Genomic DNA, 19,816 nt, shown 5'->3' with positions numbered 1-19,816 from the left:
ATGAAGATCAGCCCAAGTTTCTCCCAAGAAAGGGCGCGCGTATCATGCTTTCTGAAAAGTGAGAGCGACATCGGGAACTGCTGGAGAGGATTTTTGGAAGCGGTTCCCACACCCGGAGGTAAACGCTATGAAAATGGGAATGATCGGCCTGGGCAAGATGGGCGGCAACATGGTTCTGCGACTGACACGCGGCGGCCAGGAAGTGGTGGGCTATGACCGCAGCGAGGACAGCGTCGCCCTGATCGAGAAGCAGGGCGCGAAGGGCGCCCGCACGATGGACGAATTGATCGCGGCGCTGGGCGAACCCGGCAGTCGCGCCGTGTGGGTGATGGTGCCGTCCGGCAAGATCACGCAGTCGGTGATCGATGATCTGGGGGAGCGTCTGGCCCCCGGCGACATCGTGGTGGACGGCGGCAACTCCAACTTTAAGGACACCATGCGCCGCGCCGAGGAACTGGGTGCGAAAGGCATCCATATGGTGGACGTGGGCACCTCCGGCGGCGTCTGGGGCCTCTCGGAGGGTTACGCCATGATGGTGGGCGGCCACGAGGAAGCCGTGGAGCGCATGCGCCCGGTGCTGGAAGTGCTGGCCCCCACGCCCACCCAGGGCTGGGGCCGCATGGGACCGTCGGGTTCCGGCCACTACGTCAAGATGGTCCACAACGGCATCGAGTACGGCATGATGCAGTCCTACGCCGAGGGCTTTGAACTCATGCGCCACAAGGAAGAATTTGGACTGGATATGGCCCAGATCGCCGAACTGTGGCGCTATGGCTCGGTCATCCGCTCTTGGCTGCTGGACCTGACTGCCGAGGCCCTTAAGAATTCGGCAGACTTCGATCAGCTCTCGGATTACGTGGCCGACAGTGGTGAGGGACGCTGGACCATCATCGACAGCATCGAGCAGGGCGTGCCCACACCGGTTATGACCCTGGCCACGCAGATGCGCTTCCGCAGCCAGCAGGAGACCAGCTATGCCGGGCAGATGCTCTCGGCCATGCGCCGCGCCTTCGGGGGTCACGCGGTCAAGACCCTGGAAACACCCAAGAAGGAAGGCTTCGTGCCCGAAGTTCAGCCGGGCGATCACCCCAGCATGGCCGCGCCACAAAATATCCCCTCATCCAGAGGAAAAAATCAGGGCGACGGTTCCATGAAAGAACAACTGGGTGAAACGGGCCACGAACGCGTTAAGGGCGACAAATGACCTTAAAACGCGGCAAGAAGTCGGCGGAGCCGGAGAAGCCGTCCAAGCCAGCCTCCAGTGGGGCAGCTACTAAGAAACCCGTTCCTAAGAAGCCTGTCACCAAAAAAGACTCTGCCTCCACCACCAAGAAGGCCGTGAAGGAAAAAGTCGCCTCGCAGAAAGTGGGCGTGGCGCAGGCCGCACCGAAGACAAAAGCGCCCCCGAAAGCTGCCGCCAGGCCGCGCAAATCCACCGGCAAACCGGGAGCAGACGGCCAGAACCCTTTCCGCACCACCATGCGCCGCAGTCGCGCCCCCGAACCGGCCACAATGGTCATTTTCGGCGTGACCGGCGATCTGTCGCGCCGCAAGTTGCTGCCCGCCATCTTCGGACTGTGGCAGGACGGCCTGCTGGGGAGTGCTTTCAACATTGTGGGTGTGGGCCGTCAGGAGATGACCGACGAGGGGTTCAAGGATTATGCGATCAAGGCCCTTCAGGAGAGCAAGGAAACGGACGCCATCCAGCCCGGCAGCCTGGAAAAATTCCGCGACTTGCTGTATTACGAGTTTGGCGAATTTGGCGGCGACGAGGTCTATGAGCTGGTCGGCAAGGAGCTGGACCGCGCCGAGGAAGCGCACGGCGGGCGCAAGAACGCGCTGTTCTACCTGTCCACGCCGCCCAGCCTGTTCGAGCCGATCAGCAATGGCCTGGGCCGCCTGGGACTGTCCGATCAGTCGGAGGGCTGGCGCAGACTGGTGATCGAGAAGCCCTTCGGACGCGATCTGGAGAGTGCCCGCGAGCTGAACGCGGCCATCCACGACACCTGGGACGAGTCGCAGGTTTACCGGATTGACCATTATCTGGGCAAGGAAACGGTGCAAAACCTGATGGCGATTCGCTTCGGCAACGCCATCTTCGAGCCGCTGTGGAACCGGGGTTACGTGGACCATGTGCAGATCACCGCCTCCGAGGATCTGGGTCTGGAGGGCCGCGCCGGGTACTACGAGGAAGCCGGGATCGTGCGCGACATGCTCCAGAACCACCTGATGCAACTGTTCGCGCTGACCGCGATGGAGGCGCCCGCCGCCTTCGACGCCGACGCCATCCGCGATGAGAAGACCAAGGTGCTGAGGGCCGTCAAGCCCATTCCACTGGGCCGGGTGAAAGAAGTGGCGGTGCGCGGTCAGTACGGTGCAGGCAGCATGGACGGCGTGAAGGTGCCGGGCTATCAGGAAGAACCCGGCGTCAAGGAGGGCAGCCGCACCGCTACCTACGTGGCGGTCAAGCTGGAGATCGACAACTGGCGCTGGCAGGGCGTGCCGTTTTTCCTGCGGACCGGTAAGCGGCTGCCCAAGAAGGTCACGGAAATCGCCGTGGTCTTCAAACGTGCCCCGCTGGGCATCTTCCCTGGGGGCCTGGAACGCAACGTGCTGGCCTTCCGCATCCAGCCGGATGAGGGCGTGAGCCTCAAATTCAGCTCCAAGTCCCCCGGTCAGGAAATGGTGCTGCGCGAGGTGGTCATGGACTTCCGCTATGACGCCTTCGGGGCGCAACTGGAAAGCCCCTACTCCCGCCTGCTGCTGGACGCGCTGATCGGCGACGCCACCCTGTTCCCGCGCGAGGACGAGGTGGACCACGCCTGGCAGATCGTCAGCGGTATTCTGGAAGCCTGGGACGTGCGCCCCGGCAAGGGCCAGACCCCCGACTTCCCCAACTACGCCGCCGGAACCTGGGGACCCGAGGAAGCCGAGACGCTGATTGGCGAGGGCCGCCGCTGGAGGCGCTTGTGATGGCTGCCCCCACCGCTCCTGCGACGAGCACCGTCGGCCCGGTCGAGACCAGCGTCCGCAAGGCGCAGATCACGCTGGACGAGCTGTGGTCCCAGACCAACGTGGAAACGCGGGCCTACACCGGCAACATCATCGCGCTGACCGTCCGCAAACACCTCTCTCGGGTTCAGGAGGCGCTGGCGGGCCTGGAAGGCCGCTACGCCGGGCGGCAGATCATCGGCGTGATGGACGGCACCGACGATCTGATGGTCCACGCCAGTCTGGTGTCCCAGCGCCGGGGGACGTTCGTGGAGCGGCTGACCATCGACGCCAGCACAGAGCAGCTTCAGGGCGCGATTCTGCCGCTGCTGCGCCCCGCCACCGTCAACCATGTCTGGTGGGGTTCGGACACCAAGCCCGAGGGTCTGCTGATGCGCGAGCTGACCGATATCGCCGATCAGGTGATCGCGGACAGCCTGACGCTGGACATTCCCCCGGCGCGGCATTACGCCCTGGCCGATCTGGGCTGGAGCCGCTCCGCAAGCTGGCGCGAGGCACTGGCCCAGATCTTCGACAGCCCCGACGCCGCCCGGCAACTGCCGCGAGTGGACCATCTGACCGTGCGCCATGCTGGGGGCAAGGACCTGCCTGCCCGCCTGTATGCCGGATTCGTGGCCGACACACTGGGCTGGAAGAACCTGGAGAATGTCGAGTTCAAGGCGGCCCGCTGTGGCCGTGAGAACGGCGATCTGTGTGGCGTGGAACTCTCCGGCGACGGTGTGCGCTTCACGCTGGCGGCGGGTGAGGCTGAGACTGTTCGTGTGGAATCTGTCTGGGACGACAAGAAGCATGTGACGGAGGTCAACGTTCCCACCATGTCGCTGGCCGAGGGTCTGGGCCGTGTGATGGCCCGCCCGGAGCGCGGCGAGATGTTTGAACGCGCCTGGAAGCTGGCCAAGGCGACGCTGTGAATGGGGCAGCCATGAACTTACGTGTCTTTCCTACAGCCCAGGCGGCAGCGGACGCGGCTGCCGAGGCATTCGCCCGCGTGGCGCGCGAAGCGGTGACGGCGCGCGGGGCCTTTCATGTGGCCCTTTCGGGCGGCAGCACGCCCAAGCTGATGTACGCCACCTTACGTGACCTGCCGGACATTCCCTGGAAAGCCGTCTACATCTACTTCGGCGATGAACGCAGCGTCGGCCCAGACAGTCCCGAAAGCAATTACGGCACGGCGCAGCGCGAGTTGCTGTCGTATGTATCGGTACCTGCCTCCCAGATTCACCGGATGGAGGGCGAACGCCGCCCGCTGGAAGAGGCCGCCGCCGCTTACGCCGCCCTGTTGCCCGAGTGCCTGGATGTGAACCTGCTGGGCATGGGCGATGACGGCCACACCGCCAGCCTGTTTCCCGGCACGGCGGCGCTGGAGGCGGGCGGGCGCGTGGTGGCCAACTGGGTGCCACAGCATGACACCGGGCGACTCACCATGACTTTTCCCGAGATCAACGCGGCCCGGCAGCGCTGGCTGCTGGTGTCTGGCGACAAGAAAGCCGAAGCGCTGGCCGACGTGCAGGCGGGGCGCGGGGACCATCCTGTGGCGCGTCTTGAGAATCCAGTCTGGTTCGTAGATGCGGCGGCCACACGCGAACTGGAGAGTTGAGGGCGAACCACTAAACTTATGCTCGTCTGGGGAAAACAGGAGTCTGTGATGTCGTGCAGACTCCTGTTCTCATCGGGTGGGAACGTGTCGGCAACACTTGAAAATCCAAACGGGCGTCCAGGCGCCCGTATGTGAAGGAGTCGCCCTGCATGTGTGCGATCTCACGACGACAGGATGTTCTGGACAAGGGATCAATCAGGAGAAAAGCAGGTTCCGGGCGTGGAGTGCAGAACCCAACGCTGTCCCGATTCCTGCACGAAATAGAGGGAATCTATCTGTATGGGGTGGGCTGAACCGTTATCCGCCAGCCATGATCTGCCTGTCCACCGCCGCGCCAAGTCAGCCCTTGAGAATGGCCTCCACTTCCGAGGTGTCAAGCTCCCAGCCTGCCGCCTTCACGTTCTGGGCGATCTGTTCCAGCTTGGTGGCCCCGGCGATCACGCTGCCGACCGTGGGCTGGGCCGCCAGCCAGCTAAAGGCCAGCTCCAGCAGGGTATGGCCGTGCGCCTGGGCGTACTTTTCCAGCGCCTGCACCTTGCGCCAGTTGTCCGGGGTCATGTACTTATCCTGCGCGCCCTGTGAGGAGGCGAAGCGCGTGCCCTCGGGAATGTTATCTGGGCCATACTTGCCGCTCAGCAGACCGCTTGCCAGCGGGAAGTACGGCAGCAGGCCCATCTTCAATTCCTCCAGGGTGGGCAGCAATTCAGCCTCCACGTCCCGCACCAGCAGGCTGTACTCGTCCTGGGCGCAGATGAAGGGGGTCAGATTGTGGTCCTTTGCAATCTGCGCCGCTTCCCGCACCCCCGCCGCGTCCAGATTGGAGCAGCCGATGGCCCGCACCTGCCCGGCCTGCACCAGTTCGTTCAGCGTGCCCAGCGTGTCGGCCAGCGGCGTCTGTGGGTCCGGCTTATGAAGCTGGTACAGGTCCAGATAATCGGTTCCCAGGCGTTTCAGGCTGGCCGCCAACGCCTTGCGGATGTACTCGGGTCTGGCTCCCTGGCCCGCCTCGCCCATGTCCATTCCGAATTTGCTAGCCAGAATAATGTTGCCACGCTCTGATCCCAGCGCCTTGCCCAGCATGGTTTCCGAGCCGCCCTGATTGCCGTAGATATCGGCAGTGTCGAACAGAGTGATGCCGTCGTCCAGTGCCGCCCTCACTACCGCATTGGTGGCTTCCTGATTCAGTCGGCCCCCGAAGTTGTTGCACCCCAGACCCACCAGAGAGACGTTGGGACCATTCTTGCCGAGTTTGCGTTGCTGCATGGCCCCCATTGTGTGCCGGGGGGGCGGCCCGCCCATGAGGCGCTGGCCACAATTCCCTGGTGGAGGGTGTCTTTTCTGGGCACAACAATCGCGCAGACAACGGGGTCCCGCGCCATCTCAGCCGCGTTCGAGTCTGAAGCTGTTCCCTTCACGGCGCGCTTATACTTCGCGCAATGACCTCCGACACTGCCCGTCCGCCCCAGCCGTGGGTGCTGTCCGCCTTCTGGTTCGGCACGGCCTTCCACTGGCTGGTGCTGCTGCTGATCCTGATGCCCGCCAACGTGGAAATGTTCGTGGGCGAGGCTCGCAAGGGCACCTACCTGGGCGCACTGGTTGCGATTGGCGCGGTAATGGCGCTGATCCTACCGCCACTGGTGGGCGCGCACAGTGACCGTACCGGGCGGCGGCTGCCGTACATGCGGCTGGGCGTGACCGTCAATCTGGTGGGTCTGGCGGTGATGGGTTTCGCCGCCATGACCCTGACGGGCATGAACGGCTTCTGGGTCTACGTGTTGGGCTTTCTCTTTGTCCAGTTCGGCAACAACTACGCCACTGCGCCGTACTCGGCTTTAATCCCACAACTGGTGCCGCCTGAGCAGCGTGGGCGTTACAGCGGTGTGATGGCGCTGCTTCAGGCGGCGGGGCAACTGCTGGGCGCGGTGGCGGCCTTCGCGGTGGGGATTCTCAAGCTGCCGGTGATCGTGTCGTTCGTGCTGATCGCCGTGGTGCTGCTCATTCCCGCCCTGGTTACCATGCGCGGCATCCCCGAGGCCACCAATCCCAAACCTCTGGCAACAGCCGGGGGCAAGACCCTGAGCATCCGGGAGCTGTTCGCCCATCAGGCGTTCCTGTGGGTCTTTCTGACACGGGTGCTGTTCTCGCTGGGGCAGTACAGCGTGCAGCCGTTCCTTCAGTATTACAACCGCGACGTGCTGCGCCAGGCCGACGCCCCCACCAGCACCAGCATCATGCTGGCCTGCATCATCGTGGGCAGCATCGTCTCGGCGCTGATCGGCGGGCGCATCAGTGACCGGGTGGGCCGCAAGCCGGTGATCTACGTGGCGGGTGGGGCGATGGCCGCCGCTGCACTGTTGCTGCTCGTCGCGCCCAATTACCCGGTGGCGCTGGCCCTGGCGCTGTTCTTCGGGCTGGGCTTCGGGGCCTTTACCAGCGTGGACTGGGCGCTGGGCAGCGACGCCATGCCCAGTGCCAGCAGCTACGCCCGCGACATGGGCATCTGGCACGTGGCCTTTGTTGCGCCGCAGATGAGCAGTGCGCCGCAGGGGGCGCTGCTGGACTGGGGCAACGCGCGGGGCGGCAACTTCGGCTACACACTGGTCTTCGGCATCGCAGCTCTGTTCTTCATCGCGGGCGTGCTGCTGGTCCGCAAGGTGCCGGACAACGCGCACCAGGGGCAGCAGGCAGCGGCATAGCCGTACTGGCGGAAGTGTACTTAATCTCCCTGCCGGGTTCCTTGATCTCTCATTTAGACGGTGCGGAAAATCCTACAGCCCCTGGCCTGTGCGTGGCAAGCTCAGCCTTATGAGTGACGATCTGAGCCGCGAGCAATCCATCAAGCACATTGCCAGCATCATCAAGGACGTCAAGTTCGCCATGCTGACCACCGTGACCGACGCTGGCCATATGCACGCCCGCCCCATGACCACCCAGCAGACCGAGTATGACGGCGACCTGTGGTTCATCGGCGGCAAGGACACCGAGGGCGTCCATGACATGGGCCAGCGCCCGCAGGTGAACGTCAGCTACTCCAACCCAGACGACAGCAACTATGTCAGCCTGACTGGCACCGCCGAACTGGTGGAGGACCGCGCCAAGCTGGACGAGCTGTGGAGCGACTTCTACAAGACATACTTCGAGGGCGGCAAGGAAGATCCCAACGTCCAACTGATCAAGATCAGTACCCACGGCGCAGAGCTGTGGGAAGGTCCCGGCAAGGTCAAGGCGTTGTACGAGCTGGCCAAAGGTGCAGTGACGGGCAAGCGTGGCGATATGGGCAACAACGAAACTGTCAATCTGTAACCCTGTCTCCGACTTTAAGCTGTGCCCCGTCACCTGACTTTCTGGATGGCGGGGATTTTCTATGTCTGATACAGACACCGATTAAATCATGTAGAAAATAGCTGTAATCCGAGCGGACTTGCGAAGCAGAGGAGCAGAGGAGCAGCGTCCTCTTTTCGGGCTGTACCCGTCATGGGGAGGAGTAGCCCCATACAGGTGCTCTCCTACAACGACAGTCTCTTCGCGACGATAGAGAGAAGAAGGAAAACGGGTTTCGGACATGTAGTGCAGGAATCGGAGCTGTTCCGATTCCTGCCGCGTTACGAACGGAACCCGTACAAGGAATCAAGCTGAATCCGTATCAGCTCTTGGCTCCCGAATCGCCCTGAACCTTGGCCTTCAGCGCGGCCATCGCGTCGTCGATGTCACGGTCCCGGCCCAGGTCCTTCAATTGCGCGTCGATGTCATTGTCGGTTCGCAACTCGGTCATGGCCTTGTTCCGGTCCTCCATGCCTGATACGCGCTGCTCCATTTCCTCGAAGGCGTCCATCGCGCCCCCAGCCTTGTTGAAGCCCGTGGCGCGGTCCAGGGTTTCGCTGGCCTGGGCGGTTTTCTGGCGGGCCGCCAGCAGCGACTTCTTGGATTCCATCTCGTCGATCTTGGCTTCCAGTGCCCGCAGTTGGGTCTTGAGCTGGTCCACGGTGCTGGTCTGGGTGGCGAGTTGCTCGTCAAAGCCCGTCGCCAGATCCTTGGAGTTCTGGGCGCGGCGCAGGGCTTCGCGGGCCAGATCCTCGTTGCCGCCGCGCAGGGCTTCCTCGGCCGTCTTGCCATATTCGTCGGCCAGACGGCGGTTGGTGTTCGCCTCGCGTTCCAGCTTGGCGTTCTGGCTCATGGCGTCGGCCACTTCACTGCGGGCCTCGCCATAGGCGGCGCGCATGTCGCGCAGGGCCTGCTCGATGATCTTGCCAGGGTCTTCGGCCTTGCTGATCATGTCGTTGACGTTGGAGCGCAGGAGCCGGGACAGTCGGTCGAGAATGCTCATGGGTAAATCCTCCTTGAGAGTATGGACAACGCCCCTTCTGTGTGGCGGGCGATTGCAGCTATGATTACGCACTTCACGCCCGCTGGGTTGCCCCCACAGGCGTCATGAGCCGGACCCTAAGACCGTCTGAAGGCTTTTCGAGGCCGTCTGGAAAATAGAAGAAGAGGCGGGAACCGTGTCTGACACGCCCGCCTCTCTTTTCCAATCGACTTAGAAAACGATGGGCCGCAATCCGACGCTGTCTGCCCCACAGGCCACGGTCAGGTTGGTCCCGGCGGGCGTGACGGTGCAGCCCAGCGAGCGCAGGCCGTCCAGCGGGAAGATCAGGTTGGTGCCGTCGGTGGCGGGCGCGAGGGGCAGTTCCACCGTGCCGTTGCTGGTCTGCGCGGCCTTGCGGCCCACCGTGACGGTCAGCACCGAGCCGTCCTCGGTGGTCAGGCGGTAGTTGCCGCCGCCCTGGCTGGTCACGCTCACCACTCCGGCCAGATCGCGTCCCAGCACGTAGGGCTGGCCTTTGGTCACGCCTGCCGGGGTGGCGGGTTTGGCGGCGGACACCTTGGCCTGTGCGGCGTCCACCACCACCAGACTTTCCTTGTCGTTCAGGGCGCTGAGCAGCACGAAGGCCCCCAGCGGTCCGCCCGCCTTCTGGCTGACCAGCAGGGTGCTGGCCTTGCCACTGGTCTTCCATCCGCCCGCCGTGCGCCCGCTGAGCTTGCCCGCAATCAGCGGACGCAGCGACGCCACGCTGCTGGGCACGTACAGGCACACCGCGCGCGGGCTGAGTTTGAGACCAGTCGGGCAACTGACGATCTGCCCCTTCACGGCGGCGCTGACCTCAATGGCAATCGCGCTGGCCGCTTCAGTGGTAGCGGCGGACGACGTAGCGGGCTTGGGCGCAGGCGCGGCGGTCTGTGCGGAGGCAGCCCCCGGCAGCAGGACGCCGAGGCTCAGGGCCGCGCTGAGAAACAACGCCTGCGCAGGGGTTCGCCGGAAGGGCAGATGGGGCAGATTGGGGTGCGGGGACATATGGCCGCATGCTATGCGCCGCGCATGAGCGTGGACTTTGAGGCGGCTGATACGGACTCTGATTGAAAGGTGTTGAAAACACTTGGAAATCCGAACGGGAGGAGCAGCGTCCTCATGGGCGTCTGTTCGCGACGATGGCGAGAAGGAGAAAAACGGGTTCCGGGCGTGGAGTGCAGGAATCGGCGCTGTCCCGATTTCTGCGCGAAACAGACGGAATCCGTATGACTGCGCTGCCCGACTAGCCCGCCAGCCGTGCCAGCGCCCGCTGAAAGACATGCAGGCTGCCCACGTCATACAGCACCATGCGGACCGTCAGTTCAGGCTGCCCGTTCAGAAATTCCAGAATCGTCGCCAGGGCCACGGGCGCGGCTTTCTGGACGGGATACCCGTAAACCCCCGTGCTGAGGGCGGGAAAGGCGACACACGCGCAGCCATTCTCCACCGCCAGTTCTAGACTGCGGCGGTACGCCCCGGCCAGCAGTTCGGCCTCGCCACTCTGACCGTCGCGCCAGATCGGGCCGACAGCGTGAATCACGTACTGCACGCCATTTTTCTCCAGCTCGAACGCTGGGGTGATCACGGCAGTTCCGGTGGGCGTGCCGCCGATCCTGCGAATGGCGCGCAGTAACTCCGGCCCGGCGGCACGGTGGATCACTCCGTCCACGCCCCCACCGCCCATCAGTTCCTTGTTTGCGGCTGTGACGACGGCGGCGCAGTCCTGCGCGGCGATATCCCCCTGAACAATTTCAAGTGGCACACCCGGCCTTAAGAATCCACGACGCGCTGCAAATGTGCCGCGTCCAGACTCTCACTTTTCACGGCCTGCGCCGCTGCCACCGCCGCCCGGTCCTCGTCGCTCCACTCCTCACGCGGCACCTGCGCGGCCCGCTCGGCGCGCTGCACGGCCCGCAACTCGTCCACCGCGCGGTCCAGATCGTCGTTCACGATCACGTAGCGGAAGGCGTGGGCCTCCTGAATCTCCTCGCGGGCGCGGCGCAGGCGTTTCTCGACGCGCTCGGGGGTCTCGGTGGCGCGGCCCTCCAGACGGCGGCGCAGCTCGGTCAGGCTGGGCGGCATGATGAAGACCAGCACGGCCTCAGCGCCCATGCGGGCCTTGACCTGCATGGCCCCCTCCACCTCGATTTCCAGCACCACGTCCTGCCCGCGTGCCAGCGCGGCCTCGATGGGTTCGATGGGCGTGCCGTAGCGGTTGCCCACGAAGGCGGCGTGTTCCAGAAAGCCGCCTGCCCTGGCCTTGCTCTCGAAGACTTCCGGCGGCACGAACACATAATCCACGCCGTGACGTTCCCCGGCCCTGGCCTCGCGGGTGGTCCACGACGTGCTGTAGAACACGTCCTGCCCGGCCAGCCAGCGTTCGCGCAGGGTACCCTTGCCGACGCCGGACGCGCCCGTGATCACGATCAACAGGCCCCGGCGGGAGGCGGAAGGTTCGGTGGAAAGTGTGGAAGGTTCGGCCTGATCGAGCGTCATTGCCGTCCAGAATACCCGCAACGCGCACTTGCGGGAAAGGGGGAACAATTGGCCTAGGGGCCGTGGCGGTGGCCTGCCCCCGCCGGGTGTGGCCGCAAAGGAAAGCCGCGCCCATATCCGGGTCGCCTGTTCGTGCCTAAACTGGAGGGTGTCTCTGCGTCCCCCCCTCCGTCTGCTGGCCCCGCTGCTGTGCGTGCTGGCGCTGGTGGGCTGCACGCCGCTGTATGTGGTGCATCCGGCCCGCACCCCGGCCCTGAACCTGAACGGCCCGCCGCCGGACGTGGTGATCTTCAGCATGTCGGGCCGTTGCGCGCCGCCTTGTCTCGCCCCGCGCGACAACTGGGATTACCTGGGATCGCGCGGCACGCTGGACCGACTGGCCGATGTGTTCACGGCAGCGGGGGAGCGCACCCAGGTCTCGGGATACGCCAGCAACGCCGCCGCCACCTTTTCCTCCGAGTACATCGGCGGTCCCCAGCACGGCTATGAGGCGCTGCGTTCAGATTTCGAGCGGATCAAAAACACCTGGATGAAGTCGGCGAAACCGCCCCGGCTGGTGCTGCTGGGCCACTCGCAGGGATCGGTGTGGTTGCACCATCTAAGCCGCGTCAATCCGGGGGTGCCGATTGCCCTGCAAGTCGATCTGGACGGCATCTGTGTGGCCTGGAAGGGCGATTTCGGAAACGGGATCCGGGCGCTGGGCGACGTGTATGGCAGCGAGCCTTCCCCGATGCACGCCTGCGACGCCTTCTCGGTGGCCGGGCGCACGGTGGGGGTCAAGGACATCGTCTGGCCCAATGTCGCCCGCGATCTGGAGGTGCAGAGTAAACGCCTGCCCGCCCGCCCTGGCGTCAGCGGCGGCTGGCCGGTCAACTACCTGTTCGAGCTGACGCCCAATGTGCGCCTGGACGGCACCCGCACGGGCATCGAGCGTTTCATCTCCTCGCGCGAAGACCACAGCGCCATCTCGTTTCCCAACAGCGACGCGCTGGCCTGGGTGGCGGGCAAGGCCGCCGAAATTGCCGCAGCCTGGAAGGCGGAAGACACCCGCAACGACGTCAAGCCGGGCCGCTGACTTCCGCCGTCCCGTGCTCCGTGACGCCGTAGCCCCGCGCCTGCAAGTTGTACAGCGCCGCGTACTGCCCCCCGCGTGCCAGCAGCTCCGCGTGGCTGCCCGATTCCACGATCACGCCGCCGTCCAGCACCACGATCTGATCGGCCAGTCGGACGGTGGAAAAGCGGTGCGATATCAGTAGCGTGATGCGGTCCGTGGTCTGCGCCCGCAGCGCCTCGATGGTCTCCGATTCGGCGCGGGCGTCCAGCGCCGCCGTCGGCTCGTCGAAGACCAGCACCGAGGCGTCCCGGAAATACAGCCGCGCCAGCGCCAGCCGTTGCCACTGCCCACCCGAGAGCTGCCGCCCGCCCTGAAACAGTCGGCCCAGCGGCGTGTCCAGCCCTTCCGGCAAGTCGTCCACGAACTCTGCGCCGGCCCGCTCCACGGCGCTTTCCACGACGCCTTCCTCCGAGAGCCGCGCCACCTCGGCCAGCGCGACGTTCTCGCGGGCGCTCATCTGGTACTGGCCGAAATCCTGAAAGATGATGCTCATCTGCTTTTGCACGCTGCGCGGGCTGAACAGAGCGGCGTCCATGCCGTTCAGCAAAATGGTTCCGCTGCTCGGCTCGAACAACCGCGTGAGCAGCTTGACCAGGGTGGTCTTGCCCGCGCCGTTCTCGCCCACCAGCGCCAGCGCCTGCCCGCGCCGCACGGTGAAGTTCACGCCGCGCAGCACGTCGCGCTCGGTCAGCGGATAGCGGAACCCCACCTCTTTGAATTCAATCGTGTCGATTGGGCCGGCCCAAACCTCCCCGGCGTCCAGATCGCGGCTGGGCAGCTCCAGAAAGCCGAACAGGTTTCGCATATACAGCAGGTTCTGGTAAATGCCGCTGACGCCGTTCAGCAGATTGCTCACGGTGGCCTGCACCTGCACGATGCCCAGCACGAAGATGGAAAAGTCACCCACGCTGATCTGACCGTCTGCCGCCCGCCGCAGAATCAGCGCGCTCGCCAGACCAATCAGCAGCGCGGAAGCCAGCGCCGCGCCAAAGCCCCACCCCGAGCGGCGGCGCACCAGATCCTCCAGCGTTTTGCGGAAGCCCAGGTAATAGCTGCGCCAGCGCTCCAACAGGTGGCCCTCGAAGCCGAAGAGGCGTACTTCCTTGACCAGCGTGTCCGAGGTCAGCAGGCTGCCCAGGTAGTTCTGCACGCGGGCGTCGTGGGTCTGGCGGCGCAGCATCTGGTAGCCCTGGATGCCGAAGCGGTTGCTGACGATCACCCCCGGCACGCTGGCCAGCAGCACAAGGGGCAGCACCCACACGCCCAGCCGGGCCATCAATGCGCCCACCGAGATCAGGGTGACGGCGGCCCCCGCCAGCCCCACCAGTTGCGTCGCTACCCCCAGCGGACGCGAACCCACCTCGCGGTACGCCTGTTGCAGCCGGTCATACGTGTCGGCGTTCTCGAAGGCTTCCACGCTTAGGCCCGACGCCTTGTCCAGAATCCGGCGGCTGACGCTGTGTTGCAGGCTGTCGCCCAGCAGTTGCTGCGAGGCCGTGCCCACCGTACTCAGCAGGCTGCCGAACACGCCCAGCGCCACCTGAATGGCCAGCAGGGTCAGCAGCGCCGCGTAGGTCACGCCGCCGCCCGCCGCCTGCGCCACCTCGTCCAGCAGCAGCTTGCCCACGTAGAGGTTGGCGGCAGGCAGGGCGCTTGCGATCAAGGTGGTGGCCGCAAAAATGATGCTGTGCCGGGGGCTGGCCCGCCACACCAGCCCCAGCGTGTCGGCCAGATCACGCAGCCGGTGCGAGAGGGGCAGATTTTCACTTTGAATTGGAGTTTTTGGAGCTGTATCGAATCTGGGTGGCCGGGTCATTCGCGCCGAGTCTGCCGCAATTCCGTGGTGGCGAAGGTAATTAAGGCCGTCCGCTCAGCGTGATCAGCGTCGTGTCGCCTTCCTGATTCGCCAGATACTGAACTTCCGGCACGCCCGCGCGGCCCAGGAACGCCGAGTAATTGCCCGGCCCAATCGGCTCGTCGGTGATCTGGAGGTAGCCTCCGGCTTTCATGGCGGCCAGCAGGGCGCGGGGTTCCCAGCCCTGAATGCGGTACTGCTCCACGCGCGTATCGCCGGAGCGCACTTCCGCCCGGTAGCTCCCGCTCTGCGGGCATTCAGGCTGAAAGCCGGATGGAAGGGGAGCAACGCCGTTCCAGAGTTTTCCCGTCTGCGAGATGCAGTACAGCGGCCCCCGCGCCTGAAGTTGCCGCGCCAGCCAGCCGCCCGCGAAGGCCCCCAGCAAGGCGAACGCAGCCAGAAATGCGCCCAGCCTGAGCCACTGTCCAGTTCTATTCCCTGGCATGTTCAAGGGCACTCTCGATCAACGTGGTGACGTGGTGGTCCAGCAGGCGGTAATAGGCCACCCGCCCCGCCTTGCGGAAGGCCACCACCCGCCCGGCCCGCAGCAGCCGGAGCTGATGGCTCACGGCGCTCTCGGACAGGCCCACCACCGCCGCCAGATCGCAGACACACAGCTCGCGGGTGTTCAGGGCACTCAGCAGCCGCAGGCGCGTGGGATCGGCCACCAGTTTCAGAAACGCGGAGGCGGTTTCCACGTCGCGCCCGTCCGGCAAGGCGGCCCGCGCCTCCGCCACCGCTTCGGGATGGACGCAATTGACTTCGCAGATGCCCTCTGGACCTGTGCCTGCTTGCAGAACTGTACCTTCCTGCGGAACTGTGCCTTCTTGAGAGGCGATTATCATTTGCTCAGTGTAGCGCAGGCCCGTCATTTTGCAGGTTCCAGCGCCGCCAGAATGCCGGGCCGCTGGTCATCAAAAAAGCCGTAGAAGACCTGATCACCAATGACCGTCACGGGTGCGATTCGCACGTTGGCCTTCTGCTGCATCTCCGTCAGCGCCGCCGGGTCTTCCTGCACGTTCTTCTCGGTGAAGGCGGCTCCCTTGCTCTTCAGCAGCCGCTTGACCGCCTCGCAATCGGCGCAGTTGGGCACGGTGTAAACGGTGATGTCTGGCATCACACGCTCCCAGGCGCGGGCAGGCCAGACGGCGCTGAGGCTTTTTTGACGGAGCCGCCGTTCCAGCCCAGCAGCCGCAGCGCGTTCGCCGTGACAATTGCCGTCGCCCCGGTGTCGGCCAGAATCGCCATCCACAGGTTGGTGTAGCCCAGCAGCGTCGTGACCAGAAAGATGGCTTTGAGGCCCAGCGCAAAGGCGATATTCCACTTGATGTTGCTCATGGTGTCGCGCGACAGTTGCACCAGATCGGCCACGTCGCTTACCCGCTCGCGCAGCAGGGCCGCGTCCGCCGTTTCCAGCGCCACGTCGGTGCCGCCGCCCATCGCAATCCCCACATCGGCCTGCGCCAGCGCCGGGGCATCGTTGATGCCGTCGCCCACCATCGCCACGCCGCCATGTTTCTTCAGCTCGGCAATCAGGCGCAGCTTGTCTTCGGGCAGCAGCTCCGCCTGCACCTCCAGCCCCAGCCCGGCAGCGATAGCCCGGCCCGTGCGTGCGTTGTCGCCCGTCAGCATGACGGTATTCACGCCCATCGCTTTGAGGCGGGCAATAGCCTCGCGGGCGTCCGCGCGGGGTTCGTCGCGGATCGCCAGCACGCCCAGAATCTCGTCTGCGCTGTGCAGCACCACTGCTGTCTTGCCCGCCTCCTCCAGCGCGGTCAATTTGCTCTGAAGATCGGGGGCCACATTTAACGTGCTGGCCGCATGCTGGGGCGAGCTGATGAACAGGGTGCGTCCCTCCACCGTCGCGGTCACGCCTTTCCCCGCAATGGCTTTGGCGTCCTGCGCGGCGGGGGCCGTGACATTCAACCGTGCGGCCTCCTTCGCAATCGCCTGCGCCAGCGGATGAGAGCTGCCCGCTTCCACAGCCGCAGCCAGCCGCAGGACTTCACTCTCGGACACGCCCGCTCCCAGCACATCCGTCACGCGCGGTTTGCCTGCCGTCAGCGTGCCCGTCTTGTCGAAGGCCACCGTCCTGACCGTGCCAATGGTTTCCAGCGCCGCGCCGCCCTTGATCAGCAACCCGCGCCGCGTTCCCGCGCTGATGCCGCTGGTAATGGCCGCAGGCACGCTCAGCACCAGCGCGCAGGGGCAGCCGATCAGCAGCAGCGTGATGCCCTTGTACAGCCACGGCTCCCACATGGCTCCCAGGAAAAGCGGTGGAACGACAGCCACCAGCGCCGAGACCAGCACCACCCCCGGCGTGTAGTAGCGGCTGAAGCGGTCAATAAAGCGAGCGGTGGCCGCCTTGCTGCCCTCGGCTTCCTCCACCAGCTCGATAATCCGGGCGATGGTGTTGTCGCTGGCTTCCTTGTCCACCTGAATGCTCAGCACGCCGTCGGTGTTGATGCTGCCCGCAAAGACGCTGTCGCCCACGGTCTTGGTCACGGGCATGCTCTCGCCGGTCACCGGGCTGTCGTCCAGGCTGGAGGTTCCTGCCGTGATGGTGCCGTCTGCCGGAACCCGTCCGCCGGGGCGCACCTGCACGGTCTGCCCGATCTGGAGCGAGTTGGCGGGAACCTCGCGCGTGCCGTTGCCTTCCACCAGCAAAGCCGTCTTGGGAGCCAGCGCCGCCAGCGCCTGAATCCCCGCCCGCGCCCGGCCCGCCGCCACGCCCTCCAGCAGTTCCCCGATGGCGAAGAAGAAGACCACCACCGCGCCCTCTGCCGCCTGCCCGATAGCGACTGCGCCGATGGCGGCCAGCGACACCAGCATGTTGATCGAGAACGGATCGCCCAGCCGCGCGCTGGCCCACGCCTGCTTTGCCAGCGGCCACACCCCCAGAATCGTGGCCGCAACATAGCCGTACACCGACAGTCCCGGCTCGATAAAGCCGAAGCCCCAGGCCAGCGCCAGCAGCACCCCCGAAAAGATCACCAGTTTGCCCTGCTTGCCCGCGTACCACGGCGTTCCGGCGGACAGCACCTCATGGACTTGTCCAGCGTGGTCCTGTCCCTCGCCGTCTTGATCCGCGTGTGAGGAGGCGGTTTTGCTCTGCGCCGACTGCGCCGTTTCCAGCACGGACGGCGTGTAGCCCAGGGCCTTGAGGTTCTTTTCCAGCGTGGCGCGCGGCGTCTGCGTTTCGTCCAGTTCGAGCTTGAGGGTCTGCTTCGAGAAACTGGTCTTGACCCCCGCCGTGCCGGGCAGGCGGTTCACCATCTGCTCCACCTTCTGCACACAAGTGGCACAGTCCATGCCATCCACGAAGTACACCAGGGGCGCGGCACCGGAGATTGGGGAAGAGGAATCCATACGGGGAGTATATATGAATGACTGCTCAGATATCGTGAATCAGCGGGGCACCGGAGAGACGGCAGGCAGATTGAAGTAGCCTCTGGGTCATGCCCGCCGCCAACTACCTGCGCTCTATCTGCGTGATTCCCGTGGCCCCTGGCGCGGATATTCACGATCATGCGCTGTGGGAGCGGGTGTTCAGCGGCTGGCGTTTCATGCCCCTGCGTAACGCCGACGGTTCGCTCACGGAACACGGCGAGGCGGTCATCAATCTGGTGATCGCCCATGACCGCGCCGAGGTTCGGGCCGGGGCACTGATCCTGCTGTCCTGGCCGCAGGCGGGTCAGAGTCTGCCGGGGCTGGTCAACACCCTCGACGGCGGCAAGTTCGTGGTGGTGCGCGTGTTTGGGGTCCACCTGACCGAGGTCCAGGACCGCACCGAACGCCTGACGGAGCGGTTGCTCCGGGAGAAGACCTTCGCTTTTTCCGCCGGAACCCGCGTGACCCTGGCCCTGAGCGTGGACGGTGTGCGAACGAACCTGACCAGCGGGCACATCCACACGTCGAGAGGCCGGGCCTGGAGCGGCTTTTACCAGGAGAACAAATACGTCCTGCTCGTTATGCTGGTGGTGTTCGTGCTGTCCCTCGCGGTGATGCTGTTCATCACGCCACAGCGCCCCTACACCACGCTGGGCAAGTTCTACGAGCTGTCGGGCCGGGTGCTGTCCGCTGTCCTGTTCAACATCGTCTTGCTGGGTTCCCAGTTTCTTTTTTACCTGCGCCACCGCGACGTGATCGACTGGGAAAAGCCGTGAGGGGTCAAGGGTCCCAAGGAAAGACGAACTGCTTTTTCCTTAGACTTTTAGACCTTTAGACCCTTAGACCCGCGCCCGCGCGCCATACTCCCCCATGCCCCGCGTCTGGAAATTTGGCGACAGCGTGAACACCGACGACATCCTGCCCGGCAAGTTCGCGCCGTTCATGGCCGGCGAGGACGTGTTCCAGACCTTCGCCTTCCACTACACCCGCCCCGAATTTGCCGCAGAGGTGCGGCCCGGCGACCTCCTGATCGGCGGGCGCAACTGGGGCCTGGGCAGCAGCCGCGAGTACGCTCCGCAGGCCCTCAAGAAGCTGAGGGTAGGGGCCATCGTCGCTCCCAGTTTCGCGCGCATCCACTACCGCAACCTGCTGAATCTGGGCATCCCCGCCTTCGAGGCTGACCTCACTGGCGTGCTGGAAGACGGGGAAGAGGTCACGCTGAACATCGACACGGGCGTCCTGACCCACCCGCGCGGCACCGTGCAGCTTCCGCCCCCGCCCGAATTTCTGCGCGAGGCACTGGCCGAGGGCAGCATTCTGGCCTTCTTCAAGAAGCACGGACGCTTTCCGGGCGAGAAGCCCACTTCAGACCAGACCCCGTAACCAGACCCCTTAAACTGTGCCTTATGGCAACGCTGGAAATTGAATGCCCCGTCTGCGGCGAGGTGCTGGAACTGAGCGATCAGGACCGCGCCGAATTGCAGCCAGGGGACGTGATCGTGTGCGACTCGTGCAACGCCGAGATGGAAGTCACCCGTAGCGGCGGCGGCGAGGACTTCGAGCTGGAACTGCTGGGCATCCTGACCACCTGCCCCAACTGCGGCGAGGAGTTTGAGGTCACCGAGGACATGCTCGCCACCGCGCCCACCGTACAGGCCGACGACGGCTCCGAGGTCAGCATCGTGAGCTGCCCGCACTGTCAGGCGGGGATCGAACTGGAGTTCGAGGACGGACCGGACGCCAATCCTCTGTCTAGCCAATAGCAACCGAAAAGACTGATACGCTTTAACCTGTCAAACGAGAGGAGAAACTATGACTGCCATTCAATTTGAAAACCCGGATACCGGCGCACCCATCGAACTGAACAACCCCGAACTGGGCGAACTGGTGATCGACGACGAAACTGGCGTGGAATACGAAGTGGTTTCGGTGGACCCGCCCCGCCTGGAAGCCGCCCCGCAGGAAGCGGAGGACTGGGGAGAGTAGAGCCTTTTTCAGTGTCGGGCG

General features: G+C 64.8%; 21 protein-coding genes. 11 read left to right on the top strand and 10 right to left on the bottom strand.

Features of this window, described 5'->3' with window-relative positions:
• The first annotated feature begins 127 nt into the window (after positions 1-127).
• From gnd to pgl, 4 genes are read left to right on the top strand one after another with little or no spacing between them, the layout of a single operon-like run.
• The gene (gene gnd, locus DAAJ005_RS10045; protein ID WP_151846999.1) at positions 128-1,204 is read left to right on the top strand and encodes a phosphogluconate dehydrogenase (NAD(+)-dependent, decarboxylating); all 1,077 of its coding nucleotides are present in this window, start codon (positions 128-130) and stop codon (positions 1,202-1,204) included.
• Entirely contained in the window at positions 1,201-2,973 is a 1,773-nt protein-coding gene (gene zwf, locus DAAJ005_RS10040; protein WP_151846998.1) for a glucose-6-phosphate dehydrogenase, read from the top strand. Before gnd ends, zwf begins: the two co-directional genes overlap by 4 nt.
• Positions 2,973-3,923, top strand: coding sequence for a glucose-6-phosphate dehydrogenase assembly protein OpcA (locus DAAJ005_RS10035; protein ID WP_151846997.1), 951 nt, complete (start codon positions 2,973-2,975; stop codon positions 3,921-3,923). The genes zwf and DAAJ005_RS10035 overlap by 1 nt, the downstream gene beginning before the upstream one ends.
• An 11-nt stretch (positions 3,924-3,934) precedes the next feature.
• Positions 3,935-4,609, top strand: coding sequence for a 6-phosphogluconolactonase (gene pgl / locus DAAJ005_RS10030; protein WP_151846996.1), 675 nt, complete (start codon positions 3,935-3,937; stop codon positions 4,607-4,609).
• 339 nt (positions 4,610-4,948) lie between these two features.
• Here the strand turns inward: pgl and DAAJ005_RS10025 are convergent, their stop codons facing one another.
• On the bottom strand, positions 4,949-5,872 hold the full coding sequence (locus DAAJ005_RS10025) for an aldo/keto reductase (protein ID WP_151846995.1): 924 nt from the start codon (positions 5,870-5,872) through the stop codon (positions 4,949-4,951).
• Positions 5,873-6,045: 173 nt separating this feature from the next.
• Here DAAJ005_RS10025 and DAAJ005_RS10020 point away from each other — a divergent pair, with 173 nt between their 5' ends.
• Together DAAJ005_RS10020 and DAAJ005_RS10015 are read left to right on the top strand one after the other, a co-directional pair.
• Complete coding sequence (locus DAAJ005_RS10020) at positions 6,046-7,305, top strand: MFS transporter (protein WP_151846994.1); 1,260 nt, start codon at positions 6,046-6,048, stop codon at positions 7,303-7,305.
• A gap of 109 nt (positions 7,306-7,414) precedes the next feature.
• Positions 7,415-7,912, top strand: coding sequence for a pyridoxamine 5'-phosphate oxidase family protein (locus DAAJ005_RS10015; protein ID WP_151846993.1), 498 nt, complete (start codon positions 7,415-7,417; stop codon positions 7,910-7,912).
• A gap of 340 nt (positions 7,913-8,252) precedes the next feature.
• Here the strand turns inward: DAAJ005_RS10015 and DAAJ005_RS10010 are convergent, their stop codons facing one another.
• The 4 genes from DAAJ005_RS10010 to gmk all read right to left on the bottom strand — a co-directional run bounded on the left by DAAJ005_RS10010 (position 8,253) and on the right by gmk (position 11,450).
• A complete protein-coding gene (locus DAAJ005_RS10010; protein WP_151846992.1) occupies positions 8,253-8,933 on the bottom strand; it encodes a PspA/IM30 family protein in 681 nt (226 codons plus the stop codon).
• Positions 8,934-9,143: 210 nt separating this feature from the next.
• Positions 9,144-9,959 carry a hypothetical protein gene (locus tag DAAJ005_RS10005; RefSeq protein WP_226342372.1) on the bottom strand — a complete coding sequence of 272 codons (816 nt, stop codon included), beginning with the start codon at positions 9,957-9,959 and terminating at the stop codon, positions 9,144-9,146.
• Between the two features lie 238 nt (positions 9,960-10,197).
• Positions 10,198-10,716, bottom strand: a complete 519-nt coding sequence (locus tag DAAJ005_RS10000) for a macro domain-containing protein (RefSeq protein WP_151846991.1) — start codon at positions 10,714-10,716, stop codon at positions 10,198-10,200.
• An 8-nt stretch (positions 10,717-10,724) separates the two neighbouring features.
• The gene (gmk, locus tag DAAJ005_RS09995) at positions 10,725-11,450 is read right to left on the bottom strand and encodes a guanylate kinase (protein ID WP_151846990.1); all 726 of its coding nucleotides are present in this window, start codon (positions 11,448-11,450) and stop codon (positions 10,725-10,727) included.
• Positions 11,451-11,598: 148 nt separating this feature from the next.
• Between gmk and DAAJ005_RS09990 the strand changes: the two genes are divergently transcribed.
• Positions 11,599-12,525, top strand: coding sequence for a hypothetical protein (locus DAAJ005_RS09990; RefSeq protein ID WP_226342371.1), 927 nt, complete (start codon positions 11,599-11,601; stop codon positions 12,523-12,525).
• Here the strand turns inward: DAAJ005_RS09990 and DAAJ005_RS09985 are convergent.
• From DAAJ005_RS09985 to DAAJ005_RS09965, 5 genes are read right to left on the bottom strand one after another with little or no spacing between them, the layout of a single operon-like run.
• The gene (locus DAAJ005_RS09985) at positions 12,509-14,380 is read right to left on the bottom strand and encodes an ABC transporter ATP-binding protein (protein ID WP_151846989.1); all 1,872 of its coding nucleotides are present in this window, start codon (positions 14,378-14,380) and stop codon (positions 12,509-12,511) included. The genes DAAJ005_RS09990 and DAAJ005_RS09985 overlap by 17 nt on opposite strands.
• A gap of 40 nt (positions 14,381-14,420) precedes the next feature.
• On the bottom strand, positions 14,421-14,864 hold the full coding sequence (locus tag DAAJ005_RS09980; RefSeq protein WP_226342370.1) for a hypothetical protein: 444 nt from the start codon (positions 14,862-14,864) through the stop codon (positions 14,421-14,423).
• The gene (locus DAAJ005_RS09975; RefSeq protein WP_151846988.1) at positions 14,851-15,264 is read right to left on the bottom strand and encodes a helix-turn-helix transcriptional regulator; all 414 of its coding nucleotides are present in this window, start codon (positions 15,262-15,264) and stop codon (positions 14,851-14,853) included. The genes DAAJ005_RS09980 and DAAJ005_RS09975 overlap by 14 nt, the downstream gene beginning before the upstream one ends.
• A gap of 23 nt (positions 15,265-15,287) precedes the next feature.
• Positions 15,288-15,536 carry a glutaredoxin family protein gene (locus tag DAAJ005_RS09970; protein ID WP_151846987.1) on the bottom strand — a complete coding sequence of 83 codons (249 nt, stop codon included), beginning with the start codon at positions 15,534-15,536 and terminating at the stop codon, positions 15,288-15,290.
• Positions 15,536-17,788, bottom strand: coding sequence for a heavy metal translocating P-type ATPase (locus DAAJ005_RS09965; RefSeq protein ID WP_151846986.1), 2,253 nt, complete (start codon positions 17,786-17,788; stop codon positions 15,536-15,538). Before DAAJ005_RS09965 ends, DAAJ005_RS09970 begins: the two co-directional genes overlap by 1 nt.
• 89 nt (positions 17,789-17,877) lie before the next feature.
• Here DAAJ005_RS09965 and DAAJ005_RS09960 point away from each other — a divergent pair, with 89 nt between their 5' ends.
• The 4 genes from DAAJ005_RS09960 to lysW all read left to right on the top strand — a co-directional run bounded on the left by DAAJ005_RS09960 (position 17,878) and on the right by lysW (position 19,795).
• Positions 17,878-18,585: a hypothetical protein gene (locus tag DAAJ005_RS09960; protein WP_151846985.1), complete on the top strand. Its 708-nt coding sequence runs from the start codon at positions 17,878-17,880 to the stop codon at positions 18,583-18,585.
• A gap of 94 nt (positions 18,586-18,679) precedes the next feature.
• Positions 18,680-19,192, top strand: coding sequence for a homoaconitate hydratase (locus DAAJ005_RS09955; RefSeq protein ID WP_151846984.1), 513 nt, complete (start codon positions 18,680-18,682; stop codon positions 19,190-19,192).
• A 23-nt stretch (positions 19,193-19,215) separates the two neighbouring features.
• Positions 19,216-19,572 carry a hypothetical protein gene (locus tag DAAJ005_RS09950; protein ID WP_192930724.1) on the top strand — a complete coding sequence of 119 codons (357 nt, stop codon included), beginning with the start codon at positions 19,216-19,218 and terminating at the stop codon, positions 19,570-19,572.
• A gap of 49 nt (positions 19,573-19,621) precedes the next feature.
• Positions 19,622-19,795, top strand: coding sequence for a lysine biosynthesis protein LysW (gene lysW, locus DAAJ005_RS09945; protein WP_029476825.1), 174 nt, complete (start codon positions 19,622-19,624; stop codon positions 19,793-19,795).
• The last annotated feature ends 21 nt before the right edge of the window (positions 19,796-19,816 follow it).

This window comes from Deinococcus sp. AJ005 (genome assembly GCF_009017495.1).
In the GTDB taxonomy this organism is placed as follows: Bacteria; Deinococcota; Deinococci; order Deinococcales; family Deinococcaceae; genus Deinococcus.
Note: the sequence above shows the minus strand (reverse complement) of the source record. Positions and strands in the feature narration are given on the sequence as shown.